This window comes from Streptomyces sp. 3MP-14 (genome assembly GCF_006334905.2).
GTDB lineage: Bacteria > Actinomycetota > Actinomycetes > Streptomycetales > Streptomycetaceae > Streptomyces > Streptomyces triticirhizae.
In genome coordinates this window covers 56,629-75,323 of sequence record NZ_VDLZ02000006.1, presented here as the reverse complement: position 1 = coordinate 75,323, position 18,695 = coordinate 56,629, and the positions used below count along the sequence as shown (strand labels likewise).

Here is an 18,695-nt window from a genome sequence, read left to right as displayed (position 1 = left end):
CGTGGTGTGACATTGGGCATGGACACGAAGCTCGCGTCAACAGTTCTCGCAAAAGTTTCGTTAGTTCCCGGAGCACGAGGCCGGCGCGGTCGCGGGGGCGCGGGCGGAGTGCCGGGGTGGCGATACCCGGGCCGAGCTGGGGAGATGACCGAATCGTGCCCGGCCTGGGCGAGGTTGGGGGCGGGGATGTGGCGATGTCCCGGAGAGCGAGAGGTAAAACTTTCGGGATTAGTCCCGGGAAGAGTATTGACGTTCGCCGGGAATGTGGCGCAAGGTAAGCGCCGACCGTGGTCCGGCGGCTCGCCGCCCCCTCCCCGCCCGGGTCCGTCCCGGCACACCCGCAACCCGTCCCCGCCCTGGAGCACCGCCATGCGACGACGCACGAGAACCGCGGCGACCGCCGCCACCCTCTCCCTCGCCCTGATCCCGCTCGCCGCCTGCGGCTCGGACGGCGACGGCAGGACCGAGCTGACGGTCGCCACCTTCAGCGACTTCGGCTACGAGGCCCTGATCGAGGAGTACGAGGAGGCGCACCCCGACATCAGGGTCAAGATCCAGGTCTCCCAGTTCGAGCAGCACCACCAGCAGCTCACCACCCAGCTCGCCGGTGGCTCGGGCGCGGCCGACATCGTCGCGGTCGAGGAGGGCTGGATGCCCCGCTTCCGCGAGTCCAAGGACCAGTTCGTCAACCTCGCCGAGCACGGTGCCAACGAACTCCAGGACCGCTGGCTGCCGTGGAAGTGGGAGCAGGGCGTCGTGGACGGCGGCGAGTTCGTCATGGGCTACGGCACCGACGTGGGCTCGCTGGCCATGTGCTACCGCAGGGACATGTTCGAGGAGGCCGGGCTGCCCAGCGAGCGCGAGGAGGTCAGCGCGCTGTGGCCCACCTGGGACGAGTACTTCGAGGTCGGCCGGCAGTTCCTCGACTCGGGCGCCGAGGCGGCGTGGTTCGACGGGGCCGACACCATCTACTCCTCGATGCTCAACCAGAACGAGATCGGCTACTTCGAGCGGGACGAGACCTTCGTCGGCGACAGCAACCCGGTGATCGAGGAGTCGTTCCTCCAGGTCGGGCAGGCCGTCGAGGAGGGCATGTCAGCGGGTCTCGTGGGCTTCTCGCAGGAGTGGAACGTCGGCTTCAAGCAGAGTTCCTTCGCCACCGCGCCCTGCCCCTCCTGGGCGTTGGGCCTGATCGAGGACGCGGCAGGGCCCGAGGCCGAGGGGCTGTGGGACATCGCGGCCGTGCCGGGTGGCGGCGGCAACTGGGGCGGCTCGTTCCTGACCGTTCCCCAGCAGGGTGACCACATCGAGGAGGCCGCCGAGCTGGCCGCCTGGCTGACCGCGCCCGAGCAGGAGAAGCGGATCTTCCAGGACGTGGGCAGCCTGCCGTCCATCCCGGAGCTGTACGAGGACCCGGCGGTCGCCGAGTTCACCAACCCGTACTTCAACGACGCGCCCGTCGGTGAGATCTTCGCCGCCTCGGCCGCCGAACTCCAGCCCAACTTCCGGGGCGTGCGCGACTCCGACGTGCGCCCGGCGTTCGGCAACGCGCTCCAGCGCGTGGAACAGGGCAACGCGACCCCCGAGCAGGCCCTCGCCGAGGCCGTCGAAGAGGCCACCTCGGCCCTGGACTGACCCGGGACAACCACCGCCCCGGCGGGCCCCGTTCCGGCCGCCGGGGCCTCGGGGCGCCACCCCAGGAGGCGCGCGCCCCGCCCAAAGGGGCGCGCGCCCCCACCTCACACCACCGCCCCGCCCGGGGCACACAGGGAAGGAGAACGCGGCATGGCCACCTCGACCGACGGCGGCGCCGCGACCGCCACGCGGCCCAAGCCGCCCCGGCGGCGCCGGAGTCCGTACCGGTCCAGGGCCCAGGCCGGACGCCCGAGGCGTTCGCTGGTCCCCTACGCCTTCGTCAGCCCGTTCTTCCTGGTCTTCGGGCTGTTCGGGCTGTTCCCGCTGGGCTACACGCTCTGGGTCTCGCTCAACGACTGGCACCTGGTCAACGGCCGCGAGGAGTACGTCGGCCTGGAGAACTTCCGCGACCTGCTGGCCGACCCGGACTTCAGCAACGCGCTGTTCAACACGCTCAGCATCTTCGTCCTCTCCACCGTGCCCCAGCTGCTGCTCGCGCTGGGCATCGCGTGGCTGCTGGACACCCGGCTGCGCGCCAGCACCTTCTGGCGCTCGGCGGTGCTGGTGCCCAACATCGTCTCGGTGGTCGCCGTCGGCCTGGTCTTCGCCCAGCTCTTCGGGCGGGACTTCGGCATCGTCAACTGGGCGCTGGACCTGGTCGGCCTCGCCGGCGAGGAGCCGATCGACTGGCGGGCCGGCACGTTCACCTCGCACCTCGCGCTCAGCGTGATGGTGATGTGGCGCTGGACCGGCTACAACGCGCTGATCTACCTGGCCGCGATGCAGGCCGTGCCGCGCGACCTCTACGAGTCGGCGATGCTGGACGGCGCCTCCAAGTGGCGCACGTTCTGGAGCATCACCGTCCCCGCGATCCGGCCCACCATCGTCTTCACGGTGATCATCTCCACCATCGGCGGGCTGCAACTCTTCACCGAGCCGCTGCTGTTCGGCGGGATCAACGGCTACGAGGGCGGCTCCGACGGGCAGTTCCAGACGCTGACCCTGCTGCTCTACAAGCACGGCTTCACCAGCTTCGACTCCGGATACGCGGCGGCGATCTCCTGGATGCTCTTCCTGCTGATCGCGCTGATCGCGGCCGTGAACTTCTTCCTCACCCGCCGCATCTCATCGAAGGACTGAGTGCCGTGGTCACCACCGTCGCCCCCGTGCCCGAGGCCGACCTCGCCCAGCCGGGCGGGCGCGGCCGGCGCCGCTCCCGGCTGGGCGTGCGCCGCGCCGGCCCGCTCACCTACGCCGCCCTGGCGCTGGTCGCGCTGGCCTCGATGTTCCCGCTGTACTGGACGTTCGTCATGGCGTCATCGGACAACTCGGTGCTCTCCGAGACCACCCCGCCGCTGGTCCCAGGCGGGCACCTCTTCGACAACATCTCCCGGGTCTTCGACTCCGTCGACTTCTGGGTGGCCATCAGGAACTCGCTGATCATCTCCAGCGCCGTGGCCCTCAGCAACGTGCTGTTCTCCAGCCTCGCCGGCTTCGCGTTCGCGAAGCTGCGCTTCCCGGGCAGGGACGCGCTGATGGTCGTCGTGATCGCCACCCTGATGGTGCCCACCCAACTGGGCATCGTGCCGCTCTACATGCTGATGAGCGACATCGGGCTCTACGGCAGCCTGTGGGCGGTGATCCTGCCCGGGATGGTCTCCGCGTTCGGCGTGTTCTGGATGCGGCAGGCCATCGACGAGGGCATCCCCGACGAACTGGTCGAGGCCGCCCGCGTGGACGGCGCCGGACTCTTCCTGATCTGGTGGAAGGTGATCGTTCCCGGAGTGCGCAACACCGCCTCCGTGCTCGGGTTGTTCGTCTTCATGACCGCCTGGAACGACTTCTTCTGGCCGCTGGTGGTGCTGCCCGCCGACAACGGCACCGTGCAGACCGCGCTCAACCAGCTGGCCGCCGGTTACTACACCGACTACGCGCTGATGCTCTCGGGCGCCGTGCTGGCCGTGATCCCGCTGCTGATCCTCTTCGCCCTGCTGGCCCGCCGCGTGATCGCGGGCGTCATGTCCGGCGCGGTCAAGGGCTGACCCGCCGGCGAACGCAGCCCGCCCCCGTCCTCCCACCAGGCCCCGCGCCCCGGCCTGGGCCTTCGACCCCGAGGTGACCGCATGACCGCCGCTCCCGCCGGAGCCACCACCGCCAGGAACGCCAGCACCCCAGGCCGCACCGCGGCGCTGCGCAACCCCGTGCTGCCCGGCTTCCACCCCGACCCCTCCATCCTGCGGGTCGGACCCGACTACTACGTGGCGACCTCCACCTTCGAGTGGTGCCCCGGCGTCCGGCTCCACCACTCGCGCGACCTCGTCAACTGGACGCCGATCGGCGGCGCCTTGACCGACGAGCGGCTGCTGCCCATGGCCGGCAACCCCGACTCCGGCGGCGTCTGGGCGCCCTGCCTCAGCCACGCCGACGGGCTGTTCCACCTGGTGTGGTCCAACGTCCGCAGCCTGGGCGGCGCGTTCAAGGACGTCCGCAACTACGTCGCCACCGCCCCCCACCCCACCGGGCCCTGGAGCGACCCGGTCGAGGTGCACGGCGCCGGCTTCGACCCCTCGCTCTTCCACGACGAGGACGGCCGCAGCTGGCTGTTGGCGATGCGCTGGGACCACCGCCCCGGCCACGATCCGTTCGGCGGGATCGTCATCCAGGAGTGGGACCGCGCCCGCCGCACCACCACCGGGCCGCTGCGCACCCTGTGGAACGGCGGGCCGCTCGGCCGCACGGAGGGCCCACACCTCTACCGCCGCGACGGCTGGTACTACCTGATGGTCGCCGAGGGCGGCACCGGCTACGAGCACGCCGTCACCGTCGCCAGGGCCCGCACCCTCGACGGGCCCTGGGAGGCCGACCCGGCCGGCGCGATGCTCACCTCCTACGGCACCGAGGCCACCCTCCAGAAGGCCGGCCACGGCTGCCTGGTCAGCACCGAGCACGACGAGTGGTACCTGGCCCACCTGTGCGCCAGGCCCCTGACCCCGGGCGGGCGCTGCGTGTTGGGCCGGGAGACCGCGATCCAGCGCGTCACCTGGACCGAGGACGGCTGGCCCCGGCTGGCCGACGGCGGCAGACAGCCGCACGAGTTCGTCACCGTGCCCGGCACCGCCGAGCCCGCCACCGTGCCCGCCCACGACGCGCCCTTCGCCGACGACTTCACCGCGCCCCAACTGCGCCACGAGTGGGCCACGCTCCGCATCCACCCCTCGCCCGACTGGCTCTCCCTCACCGAACGGCCCGGCGCGCTGCGGCTGCGCGGCCAGGAGTCCCCGGCCTCCACCCACCGCCAGTCGCTGGTCGCCCGCCGACAGCAGCACCACGCCTGCCGGGCCGAGGTCACCGTCGAGTTCGCGCCCACCTCGCCCCAGCAGTTCGCCGGGCTGATCCACTACTACAACTCCCAGCTGTGGCACTACCTCCACATCACCAGGGACGAGGAACTGGGCCAGGTGCTGCGGCTCGGCGTCTACGACAACGGCGGCTACAGCGAGCCCGCCGCGCCCGTCGAACTGCCCGACCCCGGGCCCGTCCGGCTGCGGCTCGACGTGGCCGGCGCCACCGGCACCTTCGCCTACGCCCTCGACCCGAAGCCCGGCGGCGGCACGGCCGGCGGCGCGGCGTTCCAGCCGGTCGGCCCGCCGCTGGACGTCACCCGGCTCTCCGACGAGTACGCCGTCACCGGGCCCGCCGCGTTCCCCACCACCTGGGGCTTCACCGGGGCGTTCATCGGCATGGCCGCCCACGACCTGACGCGGGAGGGCGCGACGGCGGACTTCACCGCCTTCCGCTACCTGCCCGGGCCGCCGCAGGGCGTCGCCGGTCCCGGCACCCCGAACGCCGACTGACGCCCGGCGGCCCACATATGCTGCAATCCAAAGCATCGAGGAGGAACGACGATGGCCGGCGGCTCCCGCTCCACCAGGGTCACGATCACCCAGATCGCGCGTGAGGCCGGCGTCTCCACCTCGACGGTCTCCAAGGTGCTCAACGGCCACGGCGACGTGGCCGAGGACACCCGCACGCTCGTCGAGTCCGTGATGCGCCGCAACGGCTACCACCGCAGGCCGTCCCGGCAGCGCGGCACCCTGGTCGACGTGGTCCTCAACGAGCTGGACAGCGACTGGTCGTTGGAGATCGTGCGCGGCGCCGACGAGGTGCTGCACTCGGCCGGCATGGACATGGTGCTCTCGGTGGTGCACGGGCGCAGCGAGGAGACCCGCCAGTGGCTCGACCGGCTGGCCGCCCGCCGCTCGGCCGGCGTCGTGCTGGTGGTCTCCGAACTCTCCGACCGGCAGCGGGAACGCCTCGCCGCGATGGGCGTGCCGCTGGTGCTCGTCGACCCGGTGGGCGGCACCACCGAGGACATCCCCACCGTCGGCGCCACCAACTGGAGCGGCGGGATGTCCGGCACCAGCCACCTGATCGAGCTGGGGCACCGCAGGATCGCCCACATCGGCGGCCCCGCCGAGCTGAACTGCGCGCAGGCCAGGGCCGACGGCTTCGGCACCGCGATGCAGCGGGCGGGGCTCACCGTCCCGCAGGAGTACGTCAACCACGGCGAGTTCAACGAGCGTTCCGGATACGCGCAGGCGCAGGCCCTGCTCGACCTGCCGGAGCCGCCGACGGCGGTCTTCGCCGCCAGCGACCTCCAGGCCCTCGGCGCGTACGAGGCCATGCGGGAACGGGGGTTGCGCGCCCCCGACGACCTCAGCGTGGTCGGCTTCGACGACCTGCCGCTGGCCCGCCGGGTCTCCCCGCCGCTGACCACCGTCCGCCAACCCATCCTGGAGATGTCCACGTTGGCCACCCGCACCCTGCTGCGGCTGATGGACGGCGAGACCCTGGAGAACCCGCGCGTCGAACTGGCCACCCGGCTCGTCGTCCGCGACTCCACCCGCAGGGTGACCGGGGACTGAGCCCTCGGGCCGCTCAGGGCGCGCCGGCGCGGCGCTCGTGGCGGGCGCGCGCGTTGGCGTGCGCCGCGCGCAACAGCTCGCGGGTCGCTGCCCCGGCGCGCGCGCCCGGATTCACCACGGCCAGCCAGCCGGCCGCGCCGTAGACGGGGTGCGGGAGCACGGTGTCGGCGACGCCGTGGTCGACCTCGACGGAGGCCGCCTCGCGCGGCGCGCGCCCGGTCCACCGGACGAACGCCGCCCGGCCGGCGGCCATGTTCACGCGGAAGGCGCCCGGCCGGTCCAGCCGCGACGCCTCGTCGCCCGGCTGGTCCCTGGTCACGATCGTCGCGAACGGCTGGGCGTTCGCCGGAACGGCGCCGTCGGGCGCGTAGTAGAAGAACGTGTCGCCCCAACTGGCCTCCGGCGTCCCGTCGCCCGGCGCGGGCCTGAGGGTCAGCACGCCGTCGAACCGGCCCACCCAGTCGATGATCTCGTCCATGCTCATGCCCTCTAGCCTGACCCTCAGGTGCTTGTGGGCACTTCGGGGTCGACGGGGAGGGCAGTCGGATGCGAGGTCTCAAATCAGCCGGTTTGCGCACCGCCGATCTCGCGCGGCGCGCCGGGTACTCCGCGCAGCAGATCCGCAACCTGGAACGCGACGGCGTGCTGCCGCCCGCCGCGCGCACGGCCAGCGGCTACCGGATCTACGGCGAGCCGCAGCTGCGAGCCGCGCTCGCCTACCGGGCCCTCGCCGCCGGCACGGGCCCGGTCGAGGCCAAGGAGATCCTTCGCGCCTGCCACCTGGGCCCCGCCGCCCGGGCGCTCGCCCTGCTCGACGCGGTACACGCCCGGCTCGACGCGGAACGCGCCGAACTGCGGCTGGCCCGCGAGGCGGCCCTGGCCATCGCCGACGAGCCGATCGACGACGTGCGCGCGACGGACGCGATGAGCGTCTCCGAACTCGCCACCGCCCTCGGCGTGCGCCCCTCCACGCTGCGGCACTGGCACGCGGAGTCCCTGGTCGTCCCGGACCGCGACCCCTCGCGGGGAACGCGCCGCTATTCGCCAGCCCAGGTGCGGGACGCGCGCATCGTGCACCAACTCCGCAGGGCCGGATACCGCATCGCGCCCCTCCGCGCGCTGCTGCCCCAACTGCGGCGCGGCCGCCGCTCGACGGACCTCACGGAGGCGCTGGCCGCGCGCGAGGCCGACATCACCGCCCGCTCCCACGCCCTGCTCGACGCGTCGGCCCACCTCAGCGCCCTCCTGTGACGACGGCAGGTCTGCCCCTGGCCGGGCGCCAGCACCGACCGGCACCCCGTCACCGCGCGCCAGCGCGTCGGGCGCGACACGACAGCGCGGGGACGTAACCCCGCACCAACGCCCCATCCCCGTCGGCCCGTTCCGTGCCCACCAACGCCGGCTCCCGCGCGGCAGCGCGGCCAAGCGCCCGTCCGGAGACGACCGCACCGTCCCACCGAACACCACTCGAAGTGCCCTCAGCACCAACCTCACCGGCAGCAACACCCCACCCGCACCGCCCCGTTGCCGCACGCCAGCACCAGTCAACGAGCCGCACCCCACAGCCCGCCGCCCGTTACCGCACCCCAGCGCAACACTCCCCACCCCGCCCCGCTCGGCACCAACACCCCCACACCACCACCCCGTAGCCGCACGCCAGCGCACCGCCGACACCACCGGCAGCAACACCCCACCCCGACCGCCCCGTTGCCGCACGCCAGCGCACCTCCGGCGAGCCGCGCCCAGCGCGACCCCACCCCGCGCCGACACCGCCCGCAGCAACACCCCACCCGCACCGCCCCGTTGCCGCACGCCAGCACCAGTCAACGAGCCGCACCCCACAGCCCGCCGCCCGTTACTGCACCCCAGCGCAACACTCCCCGCCCCGCCCCGCTCGGCACCAACACCCCCACACCGCCACCCCGTTGCCGCACGCGAGTGCAACTCCGGCGAGCCGCGCCCAGCGCGATCCCACCCCGCACCAACACCGCCCGCAGCAACACCCCACCCCCACCTACCCGTTGCCGCGCGCCAGCGCATCTCCGGCGAGCCGCGCCCAGCGCGGCCTCGCCTCCCGAAGCAGCGCGCCAGCGCACCCCGCGCTATCTGTCGGCCGTCCACGTGCCGAGGAGGGTCAGGGCGCGGGCGGTTTCGGAGTCGGGTTCGACGTTGTAGACGCAGAGCGTCTGGTCCGGCTCGCCCGCCACCGGGAAGGACTCGTAGTGGAAGGTGAGGTCCCCGACCAGCGGGTGGCGGTAGTGCTTGAGGCCGTGGGTGCGGCGCAGCACCCGGTGGTCGTGCCACCACGTGCCGAACTCGGGTGAGCGCACCATCAGTTCGCCCACCAGGTCGGCGAGCAGCCGGTCGTGCGGGTGGCGGCCGGCGTCCAGGCGGAGGGTGGCGACGGTCTCGGACGCGGCCCGTTCCCACTCCACGACCCGCTCCCGCGCCTCGGGGTCCAGCAGCAGATAGCGGGCGAGGTTGCGGTGCCTGGCCGGCAGGGCCTCGAAGTCGGTGGTCACCTCGCGGGCCAGCCGGTTGGTGGCCAGCACGTCGGTGCGGCGCCCGATCACGAACGCGGGGACCTGTTCCAGGGCGGCCAGCGTCAGCCGCACCCCCGGCCTGACCCGCTGCGGTCCGGCCGGCGCGCGACGTTCCGAACGGCCGGGCCGGGACAGCAGGTTGTGCAGGTGCTCCCGTTCCGAGAGGTCGAGCCGCAGCGCGGCGGCCAGCGCCTCGACGACCTCGGGCGAGGGGTTGCGGGCCCGGCCCTGTTCGAGGCGGGTGTAGTACTCGGCGCTGACGCCGGCGAGCTGCGCCACCTCGCCCCGACGCAGCCCGGAGACCCGCCGGGGGCGGGCGTCCGGCGGCAGCCCGGCCGCCTCGGGCGTGACACGGGCGCGGCGGGTGCGGAGGAAGTCGGCGAGTTCGCTACCACGGTGCACCTGCCCAGTGTGCCGAGTCGGGGCCGGCGCCGGGCGGCCCCAGGGTGGCCCTGCCGGTACCTGCCCGGGCGGGGCGCGCCGGGGCGCCCCGCCGGGCCCGGCCGGCTGGTCCCCTGGAGGGACAGGCCGGCGGCGCACCGCCCCGGCCCCAACTCCTCCGTCGAAAGAGGCACTTCGTGTCCACTGCCCTCTCCCCCAGCGACCCCAGCGACCCCCGCGACCCGGCGGACGACGCCACCCGGGACGGAACCGCGGGCCGCCGCCCGTTGGCCGGCCGGGTCGCCGTCGTCACCGGCGCGTCCAGCGGCATCGGCGCCGCGACCGCCGAGCACCTCGCCGAACTCGGCGCCCGCGTCGCGCTGTTGGCCCGCCGCGCCGAGCGGCTCGACGAACTGGCCGCGCGCATCGACGCGGCCGGCGGCACCGCGCTGCCGCTGGCCGTGGACGTCACCGACGAGGCGGCCGTGCGGGCGGTGGCCAAGCGGGTCGCCGCCGAACTGGGCGACGCCGACCTCGTGTTGAACAACGCCGGTGTGATGCTGCCGTCCCCGGTCGAGGCGGTGGCCACCGACGTGTGGCGGCGCCAGCTCGACCTCAACGCGGGCGGCGTGCTCAACGTGGTCGGCGGGTTCGTTCCCCAACTGCTGCGCGCGGCGTCGGAGCGCGGGCGGGTCGCCGATCTGGTGAACGTCAGCTCCGTCGCGGCGTTCGGGGTGTTCGCGAAGTTCGCCGTCTACTCGGGCACCAAGGCGTTCGTCTCGCACCTTTCCCGCAATCTGCGGGCCGAGCTGGGGCCGCGCGGCGTGCGGGTCACCGCGCTCGAACCGGGCATCGTGGGAACCGAGTTGCAGGAGCATGTGACGGACGGGGACGCCCTGGAGTGGCTGGCGTCCACCAGGGCCCAGCACGAGTGGCTGGTCCCGGAGGACATCGCGACCACCGTCGGCTTCCTGGCCTCGCTCCCGCCCCGGGTCAACCTCCAGCAGCTCACGGTGTTGCCGACCGGCCAGGTCTGACCCTCGACGCCAGTCGACGCCAGTCGACGCCACCCGCCGGCCCGCGCGACCCACCCACCGCCCCGCGCGCCACCCGTTCCCCGATCAGGGCCGGAAGCGGGCCAACAGACCGATCTCCAGGGCGACATGGAGCGTTCCGTCCGCGTCCCACGCGAGGCCGTGCGGCTCGGCCGGGGCGCCGGCCGGCGCCCCGGCCGGCGGCAGCGCCTCCGCGAGCGGGAACTCCTCGATCCGGCCGGCCGCGTCGATCGCGCCGAGCCCGGCCGTGGCCCACTCGGTGAACCAGCAACGGCCGTCCGGGCCCGCGACGATGGCGTGCGGCCGGCAGTCGCGGTCCGGCAGCGGGAACTCCGTGACCCGCCCGTCGAGGGTCAGCCGCGCGATCTGCCCGGCGCCGATCTCGACGCACCACAGCGCCCCGTCCGCGCCGACGGTCAGCCCGACCGGCGCGGCCCCCGGCGTGGGCAGCGGGTGAACGGTGACCTCGCCGCCCACGGTGACCCTGGCCAGCGCGTGCGCCTGGTTGAGCGTGCACCACAGCGCGCCGTCGGGCGCGGCGACGATGGCCGAGGGGAACGCGCCGGCCAGCGGCAGCGGGAACTCGTCGACCTGCCCGTCCACCGTGATCCGCCCGATCCGGTCGGCGCGCAGCTCGGTGAACCACAGCGCCCCGTCGGGCCCGGCGACGATGCCGAACGGGCCGGCCTCGGGCGTCGGCAGCGGGAAAGAGGTGGCCCGGCCCGTGTCGTCGATCCGGCCGATGCGGTGGTCGCCGGCGCGGGTGAACCACAGGGCGTCGTCGGGTCCCTGGGTGATGAGCGAGGGGGCGCAGCGGGGAGCGTCCAGCGGGTGGATCTCGATCCGGCCGTCGGGGTCGAGCCGGCCGACGGCCCCGGCGTGGACCAGGGTGAACCACAGCGCGTCCGCGCCGGGGCCGCCGCCCCGGGTGACGGCGTAGGGGCCGGCGTCGGCGTCGGAGACCCGGATCGGGGGCAGGGCTGGCATGGCAACTCCTTCTGGTCAGGCACACGTTGGGGAACGTTCGGGGACCGGGCGCCCGTTCAGGCGGGGCCGCGCACCGCCGGGCTCAGGCGCAGCTCGGCGCCGCGCCAGCGGGCGCGAAGCCGGCGGTCGTGGCTGACGACCACCAGCGTTCCCGGGTAGTCGGCGAGCGCGGCGTCCACCTCCTCGACCAGCGCTGGCGAGAGGTGGTTGGTCGGCTCGTCCAGCAGCAGCACGTCCGCCGGCGCGCTGACCAGTCGGGCCAGCGCGAGGCGCTGCCGCTGCCCGGTGGAGAGCCGGTCCACGGGGGTGTCGAACCGGTCGGCGGCGAACAGGCCCAGCGCCAGCAGCCGTTCGGCGTGCTCGTCCGCCGTGCCGGGCCGGCCCTCGGCGAAGGCGGCCAGCAGCGTCTGGCCCCGGCGGGCCGGCGGCGGCTCCTGGCCGAGCCGCGCGACGCGGCCCCGAGCGGTGAACGTGCCACGGTCCGGGGCGAGTTCGCCGGCCAGCACGCTCAACAGGGTGCTCTTTCCCGCGCCGTTGGGGCCGGTGACCAGGAGCCGCGCGCCGGCCTCGACGGTCAGGTCGAGCGGCGCCAGCCTGCCGGCCACGGCCAGGCCCTCGGCGGCGAGCACGGTGCCGTCCAGCGGCGCGGCGTGCGGCGGCGCGGTGAAGTGCAACGGCTCGGGCGGGGGCGGCACCGGCTCGGCGCGCAGCCGGCGAAGTCGTTCCTCCGCGTTGCGGACCCGGCCGGCGACCGAGCGTTGCACCCGGCCGCCGGCCCGGTCGTAGGCCATCTTGTTGCCGTCCCTCATGCCGCGCCCCGGCGCGACCCGGCGGGCGGTGGTCGCTGCGGCCTCGGTGAGCCGGTCGATTTCGGCCCGCCAGGCGGCGTGTTCGGCGGCCCAACGGCGGCGGGCCGCCGCGTGTTCGGCGAGATAGCCGGCGTAGCCCCCGCCGTGCCTGACCAGCCGCCGGCGGTCGGCGTCGACCTCCCAGACGGTGGTGGCGACCCGTTCCAGGAAGTCCCGGTCGTGGGAGACCACCACGGTGGTGCCGCGCCGGGCCCGCAGGTGGTCGGCGAGCCAGTCGGCGGCGCGGTCGTCGAGATGGTTGGTCGGCTCGTCCAGCAGCAGCACCTCGGGCGAGGCGGCCAGCAGGGCGGCCAGCCGCAGCCGGCCCAACTCGCCGCCGGAGAGCGTCCCGACGCGCTGTCCACGCTCCAGATCGACCAGGCCGAGCCCGGCGAGCGCGCGCTCCAGGCGGGCCTCGGCGTCATAGCCGCCGCGCAGCTCGAAGAGCGCCAGCAGCCGGCCGTACTCCTCGCCGGCCTCGCCGAGCGCGGCGGCCTCGTCGGCCGCCATCAGCGCCTCCAGCGCGCGCAACCGGCTCTCGATCGCGCGGAGTTCGGCGAGCGAACGGTCGAGCACCCGCCGCACGGTGAGCTTCGCCGGCAGCGCCTCCTCCTGGAGGAACGAGCCGACGCCGCCGCCCCCGGACATCGTCCGGGAGGTGCCCCCGTCGTGCACCACGACCCGGCCCGCGTCCGGCCGCTCCCGGCCGGCGAGGAGCCGCAGCAGGGTGCTCTTGCCCGAGCCGTTCTCCCCTACGACGGCGGCGCGTTCACCGGCGGGGAAGGAGCAGTTGACGGCGTCGAGCACGAGCCGGCCGTCGTAGGACTTGGTGAGGTCGCGTGCGGTGATCTGGGTGCGCAAGGGGTGCCTTGGGGGTGTGCGAGGACGGAACGGCCGCGACGGACAGCGGCCGGCTGGTCGGACGGACACCTCGGTTGAGCACGGAGCACCTCGTTGTTGCTATTCGTTATTGCTACAAAAGTCGCGTTATGATGCTGCCATGCCCGCACCCCCAGCGTCAACCGACGACCCGCCGCCGCGCCGGGAGACCAGCCGCCGCCCGGGCGGGCGCAGCGCCCGGGTGCGCGAGCTGGTGCACCGCGCGGTGCGCGAACAGCTGGTGGCCGAGGGCTTCGACGCGCTCACCGTGGACGCGGTCGCCGCCCGCTCCGGCGTGCACCGCACCACCGTCTACCGGCGCTGGCGCGACGTCGGCGGCCTGCTGGCCGACGTGCTGGACGCGGCGGCCGACGACGCCTGGACGCCGCCCGACACCGGGGGCCTGCTCGGCGACCTCACCGCGCTCAACGAGGAGGTGCTGGCCGGACTCACCGAGGACCCGCCGATCACGATGGCGCTGATCGCCGCCTCGTTCCGCTCCCCCGACGCCGCGCGGGCGCTGCGCCGCTTCTGGGACGACCGCTACCGCCGCTGCGCGGCGCTGGTGGGACGGGCGGCGGCGCGCGGCGAGTTGCCGGGCGCCGGCACGGACGCCCGCGCGCTGCTGGTCGCCGCCACCGCGCCCGTCTACCACCAGCTGGCCCTGCTGCGCGTCCCCGCCGACCCGGCACTGCCGGCCAACGCCGCCCGCGCCGCGACCCTGGCCGCGACGGCCGGCGCGTTCACGCTTCCCGCCGACGGCCAACGGGTGGCAGGCTGACCGCCGTGAGAGGGGAAGCATGGCGCACGGAGCGGCACCGGGACCACGGCGGCTGGCTGACCCGGTTCGCCGACCGCATCCTGGTGGTCTGCCCGCGCTGCGCCGGCCGGGCGCTGGTGGTGCCGAGGCCCGACCTGCCGCCACCGCGCCACGAAGGCGAACTGCTCTTCACCTCGCGCCGGTTGAGCTGCCCCGGCTGCGGCGCCACCCGGGACTGGGCCGCCCGCCGGGAGGGTCCCGCGCTGATCGGCGTGGTGCTGAATGGGGCCGCCTCCCGGACGGAGGCTGAGGGAGGGCCCGCCGAGCCGTTCTTCGACCGCCCGCTCTGGCTGCGGACCCGCTGCGTCGGCCGGGTGCTGTGGGCCTACAACGCCGCGCATGTCGAGGAGTTGGCCGCGTATGTCGGCGCCCGGCTGCGGGAGCGCGACCGCTTCGCTTCCGGCAGCGGCATGGTCTCCCAGCTGCCCGCGTGGATGAAGCGGCCCGGCCACCGCGAGGCGGTGCTCGCCGGCCTGGCCACCCTCGCCGAGCTGGCCGAACGCACCGAGCCCCGCTGACCGTTGGGCCACCGACCGGGCGGGCCGAGGGCCGGCCCCGGGCCGGGCCGCCGTCAGCCGACCGGCCGGGCACCGCGCGCGCCGCGCGCGAGCAGTTCGGCGACCCGGGCGAAGCCGTCCTCGCCGTGGCCGAGCCCGATGGCCCGGCGGAGCAGGCCCTCGACCGCGCGCATCACCCCGGCGTCGATGCCATGGCTCTCCGACACCGAGACGATGTGCGCCGTCGAGGAGGCGGCCGAGGTCAACGGGTTGTCGTCGTGGGAGTAGGAGCCCTCCTCCAGCTCGGCGGCCAGGCCGCGGAAGATCGGCGGCAGGATCGTCGCGATGCCCTCGGCGAACGGCGCCAACTCCCGCGCGCCGATCCCCTCCGCGCCGGCGATCGCCACCGCATGGGCATAACCGGCCATCGCCGACCAGAAGATGTCAAGAAGCGCCAGGTCATAGGCGGCAGCCAGCCCCACGGCCTCCCCAAGATGCGTGTGGCCGCCGGCGCCGAGCGCCGCCAGCGTCGGCAGGTGCCGCCGGTAGAGCGCCTCGGGGCCGCTGTAGAGGAACACCCCGTCCGGCGTCCCGATGGTGGCGATCGGCGTCATGATCGCGCCGTCCAGATAGTCGATGCCCCGCTCGCCCGCCCAGGCCGCCAACTCCCGGGCGCGTTGGGGCGTGTCATTGGACAGGTTCACCACCGTGCGCCCCTTCAGCGCCTCCGCGACCCGCTCGGCGTTGAGAACGGCCTCGACCGCCCGGTAGTTCACCACGCAGACCACCGTCAGCTCGCTGGCCGCCACCGCCTCGGCGGCCGTGGCGGCGGGCCGGGCGCCGCGTTCCACCAGCTCCCGTTCCCGGCCAGGGGTGCGGTTCCAGACCGTCGTCCGGTGCCCCGCAGCGACGAAGGCCCCGGCCAGCGCCCGCCCCATCGGGCCGAGCCCCAGCACGGTCACGGAAGACCCGGCGGCATCCGGTTGTTCCAGGGATTCGAGGGATGCGGGGGATACGGGGGATGCGGTCATGGTGCTTCGTCTCCTCGTGAACGTCGACTGTGTCGCTGCTGTCCGTGGAAAGTGGGAAGGGGCCCTGATGAGGCGTAGCCGCACCCGGGACACCGAGGTCTGTGGGGTCACCGCCGCGATCGACTCGATCGACGGCAAGTGGAAGCCGTCCCTGCTCTGGCTGTTGGAGGCGGGGCCGCGCCGCCCGGGAGAGCTGCGCCGCCAGCTGTCCGGCATCAGCGAGAAGGTCCTGACCCAGGCCCTTCGCGACATGGAGGCCGAGGGCCTGGTCCACCGCCAGGTGTTCGACGAACTGCCGCTGCGCACCGAGTACTCGCTGACCCCGGTCGGCCGCGAGCTGTCGGAGATCCTGGCCCCGCTCTCCGACTGGGGCCACCGCCGCCTCGACCGCCTCGGTGCCGCCCCGCCCGCCTGACCACCAGGTTCGTCGGTCCCGGGCTCGCTGCCAAGTACCCACTTTCTGGTGGGTACCGAGGCGGGCGGCGCGGACGGCGGACACCAGAAGGCCCGCCCCCGCGCCCGGCCATCCGACCGGAACGCGGGGACGGGCCTCAGGCCCGAACGCCCGACTCAGGCGCCGTGCGCGTGCTCAGGCTTCCCGCAGTGGTGCGGGGGCTTGTCCCCGTGATGGGGCGGCTTGTGCCCGTGGTGCGGCGGCTTGTGCCCGTGGTGCGGCGGCTTGTCCCCGTGGTGCGGGGGCTTGTGGCAGCAGCAGTCGCAGTGGCACTCGCAGCAGGGCGGCTGCGGTCCCGGCACCCGGACGGTGACCTCGGTCTCGCACGGCAGGTCCTCCCCGTCCGCGCAACGCGCGCCCTCCGTCTCGGAGTTCACCGCGTTCCGCAACACCCGATCACCCTCGTCCGGATCATCCACCCGAACCACATACGTGATCGTCGCACTCTCCCCCGGAGCCAACGCCCCACTCCACTCCAACACCGAACCATCCACCGACACCGACCCCACATCGGCCACCGGCTCCCCCACCAACACCGCATCATCCAACACACCCGACAAGTCATCCGAGAACTCCGCCGGATCAACCGCCGCATCCCCCTCGTTCGACACCGTCACCGTGTAGGTCACCTCACCACCGGGACCCACCTCCGCCACACTCGCCGACTTGTCGATCACCAGCTCCGGCGCCGGAGGCACCACCACCGTGACCTCGGTCTCGCACGGCAGATCCTCCCCGTCCGCGCAACGCGCCCCCTCCGTCTCGGAGTTCACCGCGTTCCGCAACACCCGATCACCCTCGTCCGGATCATCCACCCGAACCACATACGTGATCGTCGCACTCTCCCCCGGAGCCAACGCCCCACTCCACTCCAACACCGAACCATCCACCGACACCGACCCCACATCGGCCACCGGCTCCCCCACCAACACCGCATCATCCAACACACCCGACAAGTCATCCGAGAACTCCGCCGGATCAACCGCCGCATCCCCCTCGTTCGACACCGTCACCGTGTAGGTCACCTCACCACCGGGACCCACCTCCGCCACACTCGCCGACTTGTCGATCACCAGCTCCTGGACGAGCTGGACCACGGGAACGGAGGCCGAGGACTCGTTGGAGACGACCTCGTCGCCGGCGGCGTTCTCGCCTGCGGCGGTCGCCGTGTTGGTGAACGTCCCGGTGAGGACATCCTCCTCGGTGATCACATGGCTGCCGGTGCACACCATCGACGAGGTCGGGGTGCCGGCGGGGCCGAGTTCGGTCTCGGGGCAGCTGATGTCGGTGACGGAGGGGTCGTTGACCGTCACATCGCTCAGCGTGCCCGTGCCGGTGTTGGTCACCAGGAACTCGTAGTCGACGGTGTCCCCGACGTCGTACGGCTCCGTCGTGCCGCTGGTCACGGTCTTCACCACGTTCAACTCGTCCAGCTCCTGGACGGACATCGCGGTGACATTGCCGATCAGGTGCGTGTCGAAGAAGCCGCCGGTCGAGGCCGAGAAGCCGAACTTGTAGGTCGGCGGGGCGTCCTCGGGCAGCTGCTCGACCAGCACGGTCTGGAGGCCCTGGCCGTCGTGGAAGTCGATGTCCACCTCGACGGTGGGCCGGACGTCCGGGCTGACCGTGATCTGCACGGTGCGGCGCGCGGGTTCGGGGTCGGTGCCCTGCTCGCGCAGGTTGCCCGGCAGCGTGGAGGTGTAGCCGGTGGGGGTGCTGGCGTCGGGCTCGATGGTGGAGGCGAGGAAGCAGTACCCCTCGATGTCCTGGCCCGGGCCGCGCACGGTCACCGTGTTGGGCACCTGGGCGTCCACCGTGATCGGCGAACGCTGGTCCTCGGGGCAGCCGTTGCCCCGGTTCTCGAAGTCGTTGGCGAAGTTGCCGTAGGCGTCGAGGCCGATGCCCACATAGCCGCCGTCCACGCCGGGTTCGAGGTTGCGCTGGGCGTAGCCCAGGGACCCGCCGGTGGCGCCCGCGCTGGTCAGGTCGGTGGCGCCGTCGACCAGGAAGAACCCGATCCCGTCGGCGCCCGCCCCGTCCGGGTTGGTGCCGTACTGGTACTGGTCGAAGGTGACCTGGAGGCCGCCCGTCCCCGGCAGCGGCCGGTTGTAGAGCATTCCGCCGGTGCGGTAGGTGCCGCTGTCGGTGAGCTGGAGGTACCCGGGGGTGGTGCCGGCCGGCGGCACCGGCTCGGTCGTCTGGTCGGGGCCGTCACAGGGCCCGACGGTGGAGACCCCGGGCGGCGGCTCGGCCGAGGCGCCCGTCAGGCAGGCGGTGTCCAGGGGAACGAAGCCCGGGTCGTCGACCTGGGAGCCGGCGAAGGTCTCGTCCAGCAGCAGCGAACCGCTGCTCGGCGGCGCCATCGGCAGCGCGCCGGGAGCGTGTGTGGGGGAATGCGCCAGTCCCGGGCTCGCGCCGAGCAGCACGGCGAGGGCGGCGCCCGCCGTGGCCGCGAGGGGCGACCACGGTCGGACGGTGAGTCGTGGGGTTCTCATGGAGGCACGCTAAGGAGCCACCCGGCGCCGGCCCGTGCCACGCGACGTTGACACGCACACAGCAGAACCGCTTCGGCGGAGTCGGGCCGGTGACGCGTCGGCGCCCACGGGCCGTGTGACGCGCGGCGGTGTTGTCACCGGTTTC

At 73.7% G+C, this 18,695-nt stretch carries 16 protein-coding genes; 10 read left to right on the top strand and 6 right to left on the bottom strand.

Going from position 1 to position 18,695, the window contains the following annotated elements:
• Positions 1–369: 369 nt before the first annotated feature.
• The 5 genes from FH609_RS11145 to FH609_RS11125 all read left to right on the top strand — a co-directional run bounded on the left by FH609_RS11145 (position 370) and on the right by FH609_RS11125 (position 6,560).
• Positions 370–1,635 carry an extracellular solute-binding protein gene (locus FH609_RS11145; protein ID WP_139667333.1) on the top strand — a complete coding sequence of 422 codons (1,266 nt, stop codon included), beginning with the start codon at positions 370–372 and terminating at the stop codon, positions 1,633–1,635.
• A 150-nt stretch (positions 1,636–1,785) separates the two neighbouring features.
• Complete coding sequence (locus tag FH609_RS11140) at positions 1,786–2,775, top strand: carbohydrate ABC transporter permease (RefSeq protein ID WP_139667334.1); 990 nt, start codon at positions 1,786–1,788, stop codon at positions 2,773–2,775.
• Positions 2,776–2,780: 5 nt separating this feature from the next.
• Positions 2,781–3,677, top strand: coding sequence for a carbohydrate ABC transporter permease (locus FH609_RS11135; protein WP_226961569.1), 897 nt, complete (start codon positions 2,781–2,783; stop codon positions 3,675–3,677).
• An 81-nt stretch (positions 3,678–3,758) separates the two neighbouring features.
• Positions 3,759–5,489: a glycoside hydrolase family 43 protein gene (locus FH609_RS11130; RefSeq protein WP_139667335.1), complete on the top strand. Its 1,731-nt coding sequence runs from the start codon at positions 3,759–3,761 to the stop codon at positions 5,487–5,489.
• A 51-nt stretch (positions 5,490–5,540) separates the two neighbouring features.
• A complete protein-coding gene (locus tag FH609_RS11125; protein WP_139667336.1) occupies positions 5,541–6,560 on the top strand; it encodes a LacI family DNA-binding transcriptional regulator in 1,020 nt (339 codons plus the stop codon).
• 13 nt (positions 6,561–6,573) lie between these two features.
• On the opposite strand, the gene FH609_RS11120 is transcribed toward FH609_RS11125, so the two are convergent.
• On the bottom strand, positions 6,574–7,044 hold the full coding sequence (locus FH609_RS11120) for a DUF6194 family protein (protein ID WP_139667337.1): 471 nt from the start codon (positions 7,042–7,044) through the stop codon (positions 6,574–6,576).
• A gap of 86 nt (positions 7,045–7,130) precedes the next feature.
• Between FH609_RS11120 and FH609_RS11115 the strand changes: the two genes are divergently transcribed.
• A complete protein-coding gene (locus FH609_RS11115; RefSeq protein ID WP_226961568.1) occupies positions 7,131–7,811 on the top strand; it encodes a MerR family transcriptional regulator in 681 nt (226 codons plus the stop codon).
• An 851-nt stretch (positions 7,812–8,662) separates the two neighbouring features.
• On the opposite strand, the gene FH609_RS11110 is transcribed toward FH609_RS11115, so the two are convergent.
• Positions 8,663–9,505 (bottom strand): helix-turn-helix transcriptional regulator, encoded by an 843-nt coding sequence (locus tag FH609_RS11110; protein ID WP_139667339.1) that lies wholly within the window; start codon positions 9,503–9,505, stop codon positions 8,663–8,665.
• A gap of 266 nt (positions 9,506–9,771) precedes the next feature.
• On the opposite strand from FH609_RS11110, the gene FH609_RS11105 reads away from it, so the two are divergent.
• Positions 9,772–10,521, top strand: a complete 750-nt coding sequence (locus tag FH609_RS11105) for an SDR family oxidoreductase (protein WP_226961604.1) — start codon at positions 9,772–9,774, stop codon at positions 10,519–10,521.
• 84 nt (positions 10,522–10,605) lie between these two features.
• Here the strand turns inward: FH609_RS11105 and FH609_RS11100 are convergent, their stop codons facing one another.
• Positions 10,606–11,526 (bottom strand): virginiamycin B lyase, encoded by a 921-nt coding sequence (locus FH609_RS11100; protein WP_139667341.1) that lies wholly within the window; start codon positions 11,524–11,526, stop codon positions 10,606–10,608.
• Positions 11,527–11,582: 56 nt separating this feature from the next.
• Positions 11,583–13,235: a ribosomal protection-like ABC-F family protein gene (abc-f, locus tag FH609_RS11095; protein WP_139667342.1), complete on the bottom strand. Its 1,653-nt coding sequence runs from the start codon at positions 13,233–13,235 to the stop codon at positions 11,583–11,585.
• Positions 13,236–13,374: 139 nt separating this feature from the next.
• Here abc-f and FH609_RS11090 point away from each other — a divergent pair, with 139 nt between their 5' ends.
• Positions 13,375–14,034 carry a TetR/AcrR family transcriptional regulator gene (locus FH609_RS11090; RefSeq protein ID WP_139667343.1) on the top strand — a complete coding sequence of 220 codons (660 nt, stop codon included), beginning with the start codon at positions 13,375–13,377 and terminating at the stop codon, positions 14,032–14,034.
• A gap of 5 nt (positions 14,035–14,039) precedes the next feature.
• Positions 14,040–14,591 carry a hypothetical protein gene (locus FH609_RS11085; protein WP_139667344.1) on the top strand — a complete coding sequence of 184 codons (552 nt, stop codon included), beginning with the start codon at positions 14,040–14,042 and terminating at the stop codon, positions 14,589–14,591.
• Between the two features lie 53 nt (positions 14,592–14,644).
• Here FH609_RS11085 and FH609_RS11080 read toward each other — a convergent pair whose 3' ends face one another.
• The gene (locus tag FH609_RS11080; RefSeq protein WP_139667345.1) at positions 14,645–15,601 is read right to left on the bottom strand and encodes an NAD(P)-dependent oxidoreductase; all 957 of its coding nucleotides are present in this window, start codon (positions 15,599–15,601) and stop codon (positions 14,645–14,647) included.
• Positions 15,602–15,668: 67 nt separating this feature from the next.
• Here FH609_RS11080 and FH609_RS11075 point away from each other — a divergent pair, with 67 nt between their 5' ends.
• On the top strand, positions 15,669–16,016 hold the full coding sequence (locus FH609_RS11075; RefSeq protein ID WP_139667346.1) for a winged helix-turn-helix transcriptional regulator: 348 nt from the start codon (positions 15,669–15,671) through the stop codon (positions 16,014–16,016).
• Between the two features lie 155 nt (positions 16,017–16,171).
• Here FH609_RS11075 and FH609_RS11070 read toward each other — a convergent pair whose 3' ends face one another.
• A complete protein-coding gene (locus FH609_RS11070) occupies positions 16,172–18,550 on the bottom strand; it encodes a lectin-like domain-containing protein (protein ID WP_139667347.1) in 2,379 nt (792 codons plus the stop codon).
• Between the last annotated feature and the right edge of the window lie 145 nt (positions 18,551–18,695).